Below are 12,656 nucleotides of genomic sequence, written 5' to 3'. Positions count from 1 at the left end.
TCAGGCCAGGCATTGACCCGCGAGGTCGACCTCCCGCGTGCCGCCGCGGCGATCCGGGAGCTGCTCATCGCCGTGGGGGAGGACCCGGACCGGGACGGCCTGCGGAGCACCCCCGAGCGGGTCGCCCGCGCCTACGCGGAGACGTTCGCCGGTCTGCGGCAGACCCCCGAGGACGTGCTCAACGCGACGTTCGACATCGGCCACGACGAGATGGTGCTCGTCAAGGACATCGAGATCTACTCGACGTGCGAGCACCACCTCGTGCCGTTCCACGGCGTCGCTCACGTCGGCTACATCCCGAACGCCGACGGGACGGTGACGGGGCTGAGCAAGCTCGCACGGCTCGTGGACGTCTTCGCGCGTCGGCCCCAGGTGCAGGAGCGCCTCACCGCGCAGGTCGCCGACGCGCTCGTGGCCGCGCTCGCGCCCCGTGGCGTGATCGTCGTCGTCGAGTGCGAGCACCTGTGCATGTCGATGCGCGGCGTGCGCAAGCCCGGGTCACGGACCGTCACGTCCGCCGTCCGCGGCCAGATGCGTGACGCCGCGACGCGGGCCGAGGTCATGAGCCTCATCATCGGACGCTGACGTGCCGGTGACCGCCCGGCACCCGGCGCCGCTGCCGGCGCGCCTCACAGACCTCGACCGCACGCTCGTCATGGGCGTCGTCAACGTCACGCCGGACTCCTTCTCCGACGGGGGTCGGTGGTTCGAGCCCGGCGCAGCCGTCGCGCACGGTGCCGCACTCCTCGAGCAGGGGGCGGACATCCTCGACGTCGGCGGTGAGTCGACGCGCCCCGGAGCCGGACGGGTCGCCGTCGAGGACGAGCTCGCCCGGGTGCTGCCGGTGGTGCGGGAGCTCACCGCGCTCGGCGCCGTCGTGTCGGTCGACACGACGCGGGCCGTCGTCGCCGAGCAGGCCGTGGACGCCGGCGCGCTCGTCGTCAACGACGTGTCCGGCGGTCTCGCCGACCCGGGCATGGCCGACGTGGTCGCGCGGACCGGCGCCGTGTACGTCGTCATGCACTGGCGCGGGCACGCCGACGTCATGGACGCCCTCACCGGGTACGACGACGTCGTGCACGACGTGCGCGCCGAGCTCGCGGCGCGGGTGACGGCGCTCGAGTCCGCGGGCGTGCGGCGCAGCCAGCTCGTGCTCGATCCGGGCCTGGGATTCTCGAAGACCGGTGCCGAGAACTGGCCGTTGCTCGCGCACCTCGACGAGCTCGACGAGCTCGGCCTGCCCGTGCTCGTCGGGGCGTCGCGCAAGCGGTTCCTCGGCCACCTCCTCGCCGGGGCGGACGGTCAGCCGGTCGGTCCGCTCGAACGCGACGGCGCCACGGCGGCGGTGAGCGCGCTGTCGGCTGCGGCCGGCGCCTGGTGCGTGCGCGTGCACGACGTCCGGGGCACAGTGGACGCCGTGCACGTGGCTCGGGCATGGTTGATCGCGCAGCGGTACGGTGGCCGGCACCCGGCTTCACGACGCCGTGCACCGACCGGACCACCACCGACGAACGGGGACCACCGATGAGCACGCCGGCACTGCCACCCGCACTGGACGAGGACGGTCGGCTGCTCGACCGGATCCACCTCGCCGGGCTGGCGGCGTACGGGTACCACGGGGTCCTCGCGAGCGAACGTCGCGACGGGCAGGACTTCTCCGCAGACGTCACCCTCCACCTCGACACGAGGCCTGCCGCCAGCTCGGACGACCTCGACCGGACGGTGAACTACGCCGCGGTGGCGGACGACGTCGTCGCCATCCTCGCGGGTGCGCCCGCAGACCTCGTGGAGACCGTCGCCGAGCGGATCGCGCAGGCGGCCCTCGCGCACCCGCAGGTCGTCGCCGTCGACGTCTCGGTGCACAAGCCGCAGGCGCCCATCAGCGTGCCGTTCGCGGACGTCGTCGTGTCGATCCGGCGTGACCGCGTCCGCCGTCCGGTGACGACGCCGGGCGCGCTCGACGGCATCGCGAGCGCGGACCTCGCGGCGCCGGGCCTCACAGCCCCGGACACGTGGTCGCAGGACACCCCGGCCGTGCAGCCTGCACCCCTGGGCACCCCGGGCGACACCTCGGCACCGGACGCCGCGCCCCGTGACCTCCCGGCGCAGGACCCCGTGGCACCCGCTCGTCGTCGAGCCGAGCCGGTCGTCATCAGCCGCCCCGCGACGACGGAGCTGGAGCACCTCGGCACGCCGGTCCTCCCGCCCGTGCCCCTCCCGCCGGAGCCGCCGGCCCCGCCGCTCCCACCCGCGGAGCTGACCCTGTCGGTGGAGCACAGCCCGTTGGTGGAGCACAGCCCGTCGGTGGAGCACAGCCCGTCGGCGGAGCACAGCCTGTCGGTGGAGCCGACTCCGTCGGTGGAGCACAGCCTGTCGGTCGAGCCGACCCCGCCGAGCGAGCGCGCACGGTCGGTCCGGCGCGGGCCGATCGACCTGTCGCAGCCGGCGCCCCAGGACCCCGGACCGTCTCTCGACGCGACCCAGATCCTCCACCCGGTCCGCGACACGGACCCGTCCCCGGAGCCGCCCTCCGACGAGTGGTCCGGCCTGCCGGCCAGCGGCCGCAACGAGCCGCCCGCTGGGCTCAACCCGGCGTTCCTCGAGGACGACGACGGTCCTCGTACGGAGGTGCTGGGGTTCGCCCGGCTCGGAGACGACTGGGCTCCCGACCTCGTGATGGACGAGCAGGTGAGGGTCGCGTCCGGCGAGGAGGAGAGGCCAGGCGTCCCAGACCGGATGGGCGCCCGTCCCACGGATCCTGTCGAGGCGATCGTCGCTCTCGGGGCGAACATCGGTGACGCGCAGGGCACCCTGCGCCGGGCGGTCGAGGACCTCGGTCAGATCGACGGTGTCGAGGTCGTGGTCGTTGCGCCGCTGGCGCGCACCGCGCCCGTCGGTGGGCCCGCCCAGCCGGACTTCCTCAACACGGTTGTCGCTCTGCGCACGACCCTGTCTCCCCGGGAGCTGTTGCAGGCGTGCCAGGGCGTCGAGGAGGCGCACGGTCGTGCACGCGACGAACGGTGGGGTCCGCGCACGCTCGACGTCGACATCATCGTGTACGGCTCGCTCGTGGCGTCCTCGGACGACCTTGAGCTGCCGCACCCGCGTGCCCACGAACGCGCGTTCGTGCTGGCGCCGTGGGCGCAGATCCTGCCCGACGCCGTGCTGCCGGGCCTGGGTGGGGGGCCGGTCGCTGCCCTCGCCGCGACGGCTCCCGACGTCGAGGGCGTCCGGTGGATGGCGCTCGACTGGTTGCAGGAGGGCGAGCCCGGCACCGATGCCCGCACAGCGACGCCGCAGGCGCCCCTCCGCTGATGGGCCGGACGCGCCTGAGCACGCTCGGGCTGCTCGCGGCGGCCGTCCTCGTCGTCGGGTGGGGCGTGCTGTCCATCCTCGAGGACCGGGGGACCTACCTGGCCCCTGTGCCGTGGATCGTCGGACCCGTGCTCCTCGTCGTCGGGGTCGGCGTGCTCTGGGCCGGTCGGGCGGTCCGGGCGTACGTGCGCGGGCAGCGCCCGGGTCTCGGCGGGCTCCGGGCGGCGCGCACGGTCGCCCTGGCGAAGGCGGGGGCGCTCACCGGCTCGATCCTCGTGGGCTGGTACGGCGCCCAGCTCGTCCTCGCGGCGGAGCATGCCGACGTCGCCTCGCAGCGGGACCGGGCGCTCTCCGCTGGCGTCGCCGCCCTCTGCGCGATCGTGCTCACCGTGCTCGCCCTCGTCGCCGAGCGGTGGTGCGAGCTGCCGCCCGATGACAGGTCCGATGACGCCGTGCGGGAGGATGGTGCACATGACTGACCTGAACACGCCGTCCGCGTTCGACCCGGAGGGCATCGAGTGGGAGCGCGTGTCCCCGCGGCTCACCACCGCACGTCTCGTGATGCTCGCGCTCTACCTCGGCGTCCCTGCGCTCGCGGGTGCCGTCCTCGCGGTGATCTTCAGCCAGCTGTGGTTGTGGATCGTCACCGGTGTGCTCGTCCTCGTCGCCGCCTGTTCCGCCGTGGTCGTGACCCGGCAGGTCCGCGCGATCGGCTACGCGGAGCGGGACGACGACCTCCTCATCCGCAAGGGCGTGCTGTTCCGGTCGCTCGTCGTCGTGCCCTACGGGCGGATGCAGTTCGTCGACGTGAGCGCCGGGCCCCTCGACCGCAAGCTCGGGATCGCCTCCGTGGAGCTGCACACCGCGTCCATGGCGACGGATGCCTCCATCGACGGGCTCGTGCCGGGAGAGGCTGCGCGCCTGCGCGACCGCCTCGCATCCCGCGGTGAGGCACGGCTGGCGGGCCTGTGAGCGGCGACGAGACAGCACCGGCGTCCCCCGAGGTCGTCGAGCTGCGCAAGCGCGCGGTGGCGCTCGAAGCCGCGGCGGAGGAGAGGGGCGGGCACGGCTCGGAGGAGACGGTCGAGCCCGACCACGAGAATCTCACCTGGAGCCGCCTGCACCCCGTCACGCCGCTCGTGCGTGGATGGGCCGTCCTCGCCGTCATCCTTGCGATCTTCGCCCAGCAGTCCGTCGAGAACCTGCCCAGCGGGGGATCCGTCCTGCCGACCGACAACTGGTGGATCATCGCCGGGGTCGTCGTCGCCGCCGTGCTCGCCGGCGGCATCTACGCCTGGCTGTCGTGGCGTGTCATGCGGTACGCGTACGACTCCGAGGCCGTGTACGTGCACTCGGGCGTCCTCTTCCGGCAGCAGCGCAAGGTCCGCCTCGACCGCCTGCAGGCCATCGACGTGGTCAAGCCGTTGCTCGCCCGGTTCTTCGGCCTGGCGGAGCTCAAGCTCGAGGTCGCGGGCGGTCTCAACTCCAACGTGCGGCTCGGCTTCCTCCGTGACGCCGACGCCGCGGCTCTGCGCAACACCCTCCTCGCCCGCGCCGCGGGCGTCGTCGACGAGGGCGAGAGCGTCGAGGCTCCGGAGCAGGACGTCCTCGAGGTTCCCGCTGGCCGGCTCGTCGCGTCGTTGCTGCTCACTGCTGGAGCGCTCGTCCTCGTCGTCATGGTCGTCGGATCCACCGTCGCAGCGGTCATCACGCGGAGCGTGACGCCGTTCGTCTCGGTGCTGCCGTGGCTCTTCGTCACCGGCACGTTCGTCGTCGCGAGGTTCACCAGCGAGTTCAACTTCCGTGGCGCGATCTCTCCGGACGGCATCCGGTTGCGTCACGGCCTGCTCGAGACGCGCGCGCAGACGATCCCGCCCGGCCGCGTCCAGGCGATCCGGCTGCGCCAGGGGCTGCTGTGGCGCCGGTTCGGCTGGTGGCGCGTCGACGTCAACGTCGCGGGGTACGGCCTGAGCACCGACGGGCAGCAGACCAACACCGTGCTGCTGCCGGTGGGGACACGCGACGACGCGCTCCGGGCCCTGTGGCTCGTCCTCCCCGACCTCGGGGTCGCGGACCCGCTGGCCCTGCTCGACGCCGCGCTCGTCGGCAGCGGCGAGGCGCAGGGGTTCACCACGAGCCCCCGTCGGGCGCGCTGGGTGGACCCCGTGGCGTGGCGGCGCAATGGCTTCGCCGTGATGGGCCGGGGCCTGCTCGTCCGGAGCGGCCGACTCGTGCGCACCGTCGAGATCGTCCCGCACGAGCGGACGCAGTCGCTCGCGATCACGCAGGGCCCGCTGCAGCGACGGCTCGACCTCGCGTCGGTCGCGCTGCACTCCACCGTCGGCCCGATCTCGCCGAAGGTGCCCCACCTGGCCGCCTCGGACGCGGCCGCTCTCCTCGCGGACCAGTCGCAGCGCGCCCGTCAGGCGCGGCTCTCGGCGCGGCCGGAGCGCTGGATGGAAGGTGCCGGGTGAGCCCGGAACCTCGTCCCCGGCCGGGTCGTCTCGGGGTCGGGGTCGTCGGCGCAGGCCGCGTGGGAGCGGTGCTGGGCAGTGCGCTCCGTGCGGTCGGGCACGCGGTCGTCGGGGCGAGCGGCATCTCGGAGGCGTCACGCGAGCGCATCGACACCCTCCTGCCCGGGGTCCCGGTGCTCGAGGTGCGGGACGTCGTCGAGCGCGCGGAGCTCGCGCTGCTCGCGGTGCCCGACGACGCCCTGCCCGGCCTCGTGCGCGGACTCGCCGAGGTGGGGGCCTGGCAGGCCGGCCAGATCGTCGTGCACACCTCCGGCCGCTACGGGGCGGACGTCCTCGCGCCTGCCCGGGCGGCGGGCGCGATCCCCGTGGCGATCCACCCCGCGATGACGTTCACGGGGACGTCGCTCGACCTCAGCCGGCTCGAGGGTGCGACGTTCGCGGTCACCGCACCGGCCCCCGTCCAGCCCATCGGTCAGGCGCTCGTCGTCGAGATCGGCGGCGAGCCCGTCGTCATCGACGAGCGGGACCGCGGCCTCTACCACGCAGCGCTGGCGCACGGCGCGAACCACCTCGTCGTGCTCGTCGCCCAGGCGGCGCAGGCGCTGCAGGTGGCCGGTGTCGACGACCCGGGCCGCGCGCTCGCCCCGTTGCTGCACGCCGCGCTCGACGGGGCGCTGCGCGCTGCCGACGGGGTCGGCGACCCGGTCCAGACCCTCACCGGGCCCGTCGTCCGCGGTGACGCGGGCACCGTCGAGGCGCATCTCGCGGCGCTCACCGCGCTCGCTGCGGAGCGCGACGCCACGGACACTCCCGGCAGCTACCGTGCTCTGAGCCGGGCGGCCACGGTCCGGGCCCTCGACGCTGGTCGTATCCGCGAGGCGCAGGCGCAGGCCCTGCTCGATGTCCTGAACGCCCCTGAGGAGGGACCCCGATGAGTCGCACGCCCGTCCTGGCCACGACGCGTGCGGCGCTCGCGGACGCCCTGCGCCGGGAGCAGCCGACCGGGCGGGTGCGTGCGCTCGTCATGACGATGGGCGCACTCCACGAGGGGCACCTCGAGCTCGTCCGTGCCGCCCGCGGCGTCGCGGACGAGGTCGTCGTGTCGATCTTCGTCAACCCCTTGCAGTTCGGGCCGGGCGAGGACTACGAGGCGTACCCCCGCACGCTCGAGGCCGACCTCGCCCTGCTCACCGGGGAGGGCGTCGACGTGGTGTTCGCGCCCGACGTCGACGAGATGTACCCGGGTGGGCCCCCGCTCGTCCGGGTGAGCTCCGGCCCCATCGGGACGGTGCTCGAGGGCGCGTCGCGGCCCGGGCACTTCGACGGGGTGCTCACCGTGGTGCTCAAGGTGCTCAACCTCACGGCGCCCGACGTCGCCGTGTTCGGTGAGAAGGACGCCCAGCAGATCCTCGCGATCCGGCGCATGGTCGCCGACCTCGAGGTCCCGGTGCAGATCCTCGGGGTGCCCACCGTCCGCGACCCCGACGGGCTCGCGCTGTCGTCCCGCAACGCGTTCCTGTCGGGTGACGACCGGCGTGCGGCCCTCGCGCTCTCCCGGGCGCTGCGGGCGGGTCGTGACGCCGCAGCCCACGGAGCGGGACCGCAGGAGGTCCGGACCGCGGCGCTGGGAATTCTTGGGACGGCCCAGGGCGTTGACGTGGATTACCTGGCGCTGGTGGATCCGACTACGGTGGACACCGCGCCGGAGACCTACGCCGGTCCCGCCCTGCTGCTCGTCGCCGCACGGGTCGGGCCCACCCGTCTCATCGACACCATGGCGGTGGAGCTGCACCCGGCTCCTCAGCACCCCGCCCCAGGAGGCACCCCGTGACGTCCTTGCAACGTCCCATGATGATCGCCAAGATCCACCGCGCCACCGTCACCCAGGCCGACCTCCACTACGTGGGGTCGATCACGGTCGACGCCGACCTGCTGCGGGCGGCCGACCTCGTCGCCGGGCAGCAGGTCGACATCGTCGACGTGACGAACGGCGCGCGACTGACGACGTACGTCATTCCCGGCGAGCCGGGCTCGGGCCAGATCTGCATCAACGGCGCCGCCGCCCACCTCGTCCACCCCGGCGACACGGTCATCGTCATCGCGTACGGCATGCTCGCCGACGCCGAGGCGCGCCACTTCCTGCCGCGCGTCGTGTTCGTCGACGGCGACAACCGCATCGTCGACCTGTCCCACGAGCCGGGCCAGGTGCCCGACGGGTACGGGCTGGAGGCCAGCGGGCTCGAGATCACCCCGTTCCAGTCCGCCGTCGGCATCGACGCGTGAGCGCAGGCCTCGCACCGCACGTCGCTGTCGAACCCGCACCGGACGCCGCCGGCGTCCCCGCACCGGGCGGGCTCCCGGTGACCCGCCTCGCGACGACTCTCGCAGCCCCGGAGCCGGGATGGGTGACGCACGCCGACGTCATCGTCGTCGGCTCGGGCATCGCGGGTCTGACGGCCGCGCTCGAACTCCGCTCGCGCGTGCCGCGCGTGCTGCTCGTCACGAAGGGTGAGCTCTCGTCCGGCTCGACGGTGTGGGCGCAGGGCGGCATCGCTGCCGCGCTCGATCCCTCCGACTCCCCGGCCGCGCACCTCGCGGACACGCTCGTCGCGGGTGGTGGCGTCTGCGACCCGGCAGCTGTCGAGATCCTCGTCACGGAGGGGCCTGCGCGCGTGCGCGAGCTCGTCGGGCGGGGGGCGAACTTCGACACCGAGGTCGACGGCGAGATGTCGCTGACCCGCGAGGGTGGGCACCACGCCGACCGCATCGCGCACGCGGGTGGCGACGCGACGGGCGCGGAGATCTCCCGGGCGCTCGTCGCCCAGCTCGAGGCCGTGCGCAACGATCCCGGGATCGAGGTCATCGAGCACGCCCTGGTCATCGACCTCCTGACGAGCGCCGGGCCGATCGCCCCCGCGACGCCTGACGGCCCGCGCCGTGCCGTGTGCGGGGTGACCCTGCACGTGCGCGGCGAGGGCAGCAGGGACGGCGTCGGCGCTGCCCGCGCCCGCGCGGTGGTCCTCGCCACCGGTGGGATCGGTCAGATCTACGTGTCCTCGACGAACCCGCCGCAGGCGACCGGGGACGGTGTCGCGGCCGCCCTGCGTGCTGGCGCCGACCTCGGTGACCTCGAGTTCGTCCAGTTCCACCCGACGGTCCTGTGGCTGGGCAGCGCTGCCCGCGGGCAGCTCACCCTGATCTCGGAGGCGGTGCGCGGCGAGGGCGCCTACCTCGTGGACGTCGACGGGCACCGGTTCATGCCCGCGGTGCACCCGATGGCCGAGCTCGCGCCGCGCGACGTCGTCGCGCACGCGATCGTCCGACAGATGGCGGCGACCGGCTCGGACCACGTGTTCCTCGACGCCCGGCACCTCGGTGCCGACTTCCTGCGCCGCCGCTTCCCGACGATCACCCAGGGGCTCCTCGCGCAGGGCTTCGACATCACCGAGGAGCCGGTTCCGGTCGCCCCGGCCCAGCACTACCACTCGGGCGGGGTGGCGACGAACCTCGCCGGACGCACCTCCGTGCGCGGTCTCTACGCTGTCGGCGAGGTCGCCTGCACCGGGGTGCACGGTGCCAACCGGCTCGCCTCGAACTCCCTGCTCGAGGGGCTCGTGTTCGCCCACCGGGCGGCGGCAGACATCGCGGCCCGGATGGCGGCGGGGGAGCTGCCGCTCCTCGAACCCGTCCGACGACCCGGTCCCACCGGCCTCGTCATGGCGGCGACGCGGTCGCGCATCCAGCGCACGACGACCGCCGGCTCGGGGGTGCTCCGCTCCGCGGAGAGCCTCGCAGCCACGGCGCGCACGCTCCGCGAGGTGCGCACCGACGCGAACCTCCCCGAGCCGGTGCCCGGTGACCTCAGCGCGCTGCCGCAGACGGCCGAGTGGGAGACGAGCAACGTCCACCAGGTCGCGTCTGCGCTCACCGCGGCGGCGGCGGTCCGGGCGGAGAGCCGCGGTGGCCACTTCCGTACGGACTTCCCGGAGCCGGACCCGGCCTGGGAGCGCCGCGTGGTCGTGCGACTCGACGACGACGGTGTGCTCGAGGCCCGCTAGGTTGGGGCGGTGACCGACTCTCCTGCGCTCCTCGATCCCGCGTGGATCTCCGACACCGTCCGCCGCACGCTCGACGAGGACCTCGGCGGTGATCCCGGTCGTGACGTGACGAGCCAGGCGACGATCCCGGCGTCGACGCACGCCGCCGCGCACCTCATGGCCCGCGCTGCGGGAGTGGTGGCCGGGCTGGCGATCGTGCAGGAGACCGTCGACCAGGTGTCCCGACGGTTCGGCCTCGATCCGGTGCAGGTGCAGCTCGAGGCGGCGGACGGGGACCGGGTCGTCGCGGGACAGCGGCTGGCCGTGCTCACCGGGCCCGTCCGGGCGATGCTCGTCGCGGAGCGCTCCTTGCTCAACCTCGCGAGCCGCGCGTCGGGCGTCGCCACCGCGACCCGTGCCTGGGCGGACCAGCTGGCCGGCTCGGGTACCACCGTCCTCGACACCCGCAAGACCACACCCGGGCTGCGGGCGCTCGAGAAGCACGCCGTGCGCGCGGGTGGCGGCACGAACAAGCGCATGGGCCTCTACGACGTCGCGATGGTCAAGGACAACCACGTCGTCGCAGCCGGATCGGTCGACGCGGCCGTGCGCGCCGTGCGCGAGGGGTTCGGCGACGTCCTCGTGCAGGTCGAGGCCGACACACCGGAGCAGGCGCTCGAGGCCGTACGTGCCGGTGCCCGTTTCCTCCTCCTGGACAACATGCCGACGCCCGTCCTCGCAGCGACCGTCGCGGCGGTCCGCGCGCTCGAGCCGGAGGTGGGCCGGGTGGAGCTCGAGGCGACGGGCAACCTCACGCTCGACCGTGCCGCGGAGGTCGCGGCCACGGGTGTCGACTACATGTCGGTCGGTGCTCTCACGCACTCCGCACCGATCCTCGACCTCGCGCTCGACCTCGTGGGCTGACCCGAGCACCGGGGTCGGCGTGCCGCGGCGTCTAGAATAGTGCGGTGAACTCCGCCCAGACCCCTGCTCCTGCCGACGCCCTTCCCGTCCGTGACGGCGACGATCTTCCCGAGCAGCTGCGGGTGCGGCGCGCGAAGCGCGACCGCCTCATCGAGCGGGGTGACGAGGCGTACCCCGTCGGGGTGCCGCGCACCCACACGATCGCTGAGGTGCGCGAGCAGTACGCCCACCTCGAGCAGGGCCAGGAGACGGACGACCTCGTGGGGGTCGCCGGGCGCGTGGTGTTCCTGCGCAACACCGGCAAGCTCTGCTTCGTCGCGCTCCAGGACGGTGAGGGCAACCGTCTGCAGGTGATGCTCAGCCAGGCTGTCGTCGGCGAGGACTCCCTCGCGGCGTTCAAGGCAGACGTCGACCTCGGTGACCACCTCTTCGCCCACGGGCGCGTCATCAGCTCCAAGCGTGGAGAGCTCAGCGTGTTCGCCGACTCGTGGCAGATCGCCGCCAAGTCGCTCCGTCCGTTGCCCGTGCTGCACAAGGACCTGTCGGAGGAAGCGCGCGTCCGCCAGCGGTACGTGGACCTCATCGCCCGGCCCGCCGCACGGGATGCCGCCCGCCTGCGTGCTGGCGTCGTGCGCTCGCTGCGGGAGAACTTCCACCGGCGGTCGTTCCTCGAGATCGAGACGCCGATGCTGCAGACGATCCACGGTGGCGCCGCGGCGCGTCCGTTCACCACCCACATGAACGCCTACGACATCGACCTGTACCTGCGCATCGCTCCCGAGCTGTTTCTCAAGCGGGCTGTCGTCGGTGGGATCGAGCGGGTGTTCGAGATCAACCGGAACTTCCGCAACGAGGGCGCGGACTCGACCCACTCTCCCGAGTTCGCGATGCTCGAGGCATACGAGGCGTACGGCGACTACAACACGATGGCCGAGCTGACGAAGGACCTCGTGCAGACAGCGGCACGGGACGTCCTGGGCACGACGGTCGTCACGCTGCCGTCGGGTGAGGAGTACGACCTCGGTGGTGACTGGGCGGAGATCACGATGTACGGCTCGCTCTCCGAGGCACTCGGGGAGGAGATCACGCCGGCGACCACCGTGCCGCACCTGCTCGCGCTCGCGGAGCGTGCCGAGATCAGCATGGATCCGAAGAAGGTGTCGCACGGGAGGCTCGTCGAGCTGCTGTTCGAGCACCATGTGGGAGACGCGCTCTACGCACCGACCTTCGTGCGGGACTTTCCCGTCGAGACCTCGCCCCTGACCCGCGACCACCGGTCCGAGCCCGGGCAGGTGGAGAAGTGGGACCTGTACGTCCGGGGGTTCGAGCTCGCCACCGCGTACTCCGAGCTCGTCGACCCCGTGGTCCAGCGCCAGCGGTTCGAGGCGCAGGCGGTGCTCGCCGCTGCTGGCGACGACGAGGCGATGGCGCTCGACGAGGACTTCCTCACAGCGATGGAGTACGCGATGCCCCCCAGCGGTGGCATGGGCATGGGCGTCGACCGCCTGCTCATGGCGCTCACCGGGCTCGGCATCCGCGAGACCATCCTTTTCCCGCTGGTCAAGCCGCAGGCGTGACCAGCGCCACCTGCCGGACCGGTTCTGCTCCAAGGTTCGCTGCGTAGGATCGACGTGTGAATACCTTCTGGGCGGCCGTCGCCGCACTGGTGCCGTCCATCGGTGTCGGTGTGATCTTCTACTTCGTCATGCGCTTCATCATCCGTGCGGATCGGAACGAACGTGCGGAGCTCGCAAAGCTGGACGAGGCCGAGAACACACTTTCTGAGCACAATCATCACGCAGGAACTTCACCGGACCGGGCATAGTTGTCCCGAAAAATGCGCGCTGTTGACGATGAATGCCGAACGGTGTGATGATTAAGGACCAACGTGATGAAGAATGGTGAG

Annotated in this window: 13 protein-coding genes; all 13 read left to right on the top strand. The window is 73.0% G+C overall.

What is annotated here, in order from left to right; genetic code table 11:
• Positions 1-12: 12 nt before the first annotated feature.
• The 13 genes from folE (at position 13) to AC54T1_RS00140 (ending at position 12,575) form a co-directional block, all read left to right on the top strand.
• Complete coding sequence (gene folE / locus AC54T1_RS00200; protein ID WP_484343315.1) at positions 13-585, top strand: GTP cyclohydrolase I FolE; 573 nt, start codon at positions 13-15, stop codon at positions 583-585.
• A gap of 70 nt (positions 586-655) precedes the next feature.
• A complete protein-coding gene (folP, locus tag AC54T1_RS00195; RefSeq protein WP_496911248.1) occupies positions 656-1,528 on the top strand; it encodes a dihydropteroate synthase in 873 nt (290 codons plus the stop codon).
• Positions 1,525-3,315, top strand: coding sequence for a 2-amino-4-hydroxy-6-hydroxymethyldihydropteridine diphosphokinase (folK, locus tag AC54T1_RS00190; RefSeq protein WP_496910596.1), 1,791 nt, complete (start codon positions 1,525-1,527; stop codon positions 3,313-3,315). The genes folP and folK overlap by 4 nt, the downstream gene beginning before the upstream one ends.
• Positions 3,315-3,794 (top strand): DUF3180 domain-containing protein, encoded by a 480-nt coding sequence (locus tag AC54T1_RS00185; RefSeq protein ID WP_484343313.1) that lies wholly within the window; start codon positions 3,315-3,317, stop codon positions 3,792-3,794. Before folK ends, AC54T1_RS00185 begins: the two co-directional genes overlap by 1 nt.
• Positions 3,787-4,287, top strand: a complete 501-nt coding sequence (locus tag AC54T1_RS00180; RefSeq protein ID WP_484343312.1) for a PH domain-containing protein — start codon at positions 3,787-3,789, stop codon at positions 4,285-4,287. The genes AC54T1_RS00185 and AC54T1_RS00180 overlap by 8 nt, the downstream gene beginning before the upstream one ends.
• Entirely contained in the window at positions 4,284-5,789 is a 1,506-nt protein-coding gene (locus AC54T1_RS00175) for a PH domain-containing protein (protein ID WP_496910595.1), read from the top strand. The genes AC54T1_RS00180 and AC54T1_RS00175 overlap by 4 nt, the downstream gene beginning before the upstream one ends.
• Entirely contained in the window at positions 5,786-6,724 is a 939-nt protein-coding gene (locus AC54T1_RS00170) for a Rossmann-like and DUF2520 domain-containing protein (RefSeq protein ID WP_484343310.1), read from the top strand. The genes AC54T1_RS00175 and AC54T1_RS00170 overlap by 4 nt, the downstream gene beginning before the upstream one ends.
• A complete protein-coding gene (panC, locus tag AC54T1_RS00165) occupies positions 6,721-7,620 on the top strand; it encodes a pantoate--beta-alanine ligase (RefSeq protein WP_484343309.1) in 900 nt (299 codons plus the stop codon). The genes AC54T1_RS00170 and panC overlap by 4 nt, the downstream gene beginning before the upstream one ends.
• Positions 7,617-8,072, top strand: a complete 456-nt coding sequence (gene panD / locus AC54T1_RS00160; RefSeq protein ID WP_484343308.1) for an aspartate 1-decarboxylase — start codon at positions 7,617-7,619, stop codon at positions 8,070-8,072. Before panC ends, panD begins: the two co-directional genes overlap by 4 nt.
• A 77-nt stretch (positions 8,073-8,149) precedes the next feature.
• Positions 8,150-9,847, top strand: coding sequence for an L-aspartate oxidase (locus tag AC54T1_RS00155; protein ID WP_484344225.1), 1,698 nt, complete (start codon positions 8,150-8,152; stop codon positions 9,845-9,847).
• Between the two features lie 9 nt (positions 9,848-9,856).
• Positions 9,857-10,750, top strand: coding sequence for a carboxylating nicotinate-nucleotide diphosphorylase (gene nadC, locus AC54T1_RS00150; protein ID WP_496910594.1), 894 nt, complete (start codon positions 9,857-9,859; stop codon positions 10,748-10,750).
• 44 nt (positions 10,751-10,794) lie between these two features.
• On the top strand, positions 10,795-12,327 hold the full coding sequence (lysS, locus tag AC54T1_RS00145; protein ID WP_496910593.1) for a lysine--tRNA ligase: 1,533 nt from the start codon (positions 10,795-10,797) through the stop codon (positions 12,325-12,327).
• Positions 12,328-12,383: 56 nt separating this feature from the next.
• A complete protein-coding gene (locus AC54T1_RS00140; protein WP_484343305.1) occupies positions 12,384-12,575 on the top strand; it encodes a hypothetical protein in 192 nt (63 codons plus the stop codon).
• Positions 12,576-12,656 lie beyond the last annotated feature (81 nt).

The sequence above is a fragment of the Sanguibacter sp. Z41_6 genome, assembly GCF_059621145.1.
Note: the sequence above shows the minus strand (reverse complement) of the source record. Positions and strands in the feature narration are given on the sequence as shown.

Excerpts from the sequence above, each read along its gene's own strand:
- folP (WP_496911248.1), top strand. The coding sequence starts at position 656 with ATGGGCGTCGTCAACGTCACGCCGGACTCCTTCTCCGACGGGGGTCGG.
- folK (WP_496910596.1), top strand. The coding sequence starts at position 1,525 with ATGAGCACGCCGGCACTGCCACCCGCACTGGACGAGGACGGTCGGCTG.
- AC54T1_RS00185 (WP_484343313.1), top strand. The coding sequence starts at position 3,315 with ATGGGCCGGACGCGCCTGAGCACGCTCGGGCTGCTCGCGGCGGCCGTC.
- AC54T1_RS00180 (WP_484343312.1), top strand. The coding sequence starts at position 3,787 with ATGACTGACCTGAACACGCCGTCCGCGTTCGACCCGGAGGGCATCGAG.
- panC (WP_484343309.1), top strand. The coding sequence starts at position 6,721 with ATGAGTCGCACGCCCGTCCTGGCCACGACGCGTGCGGCGCTCGCGGAC.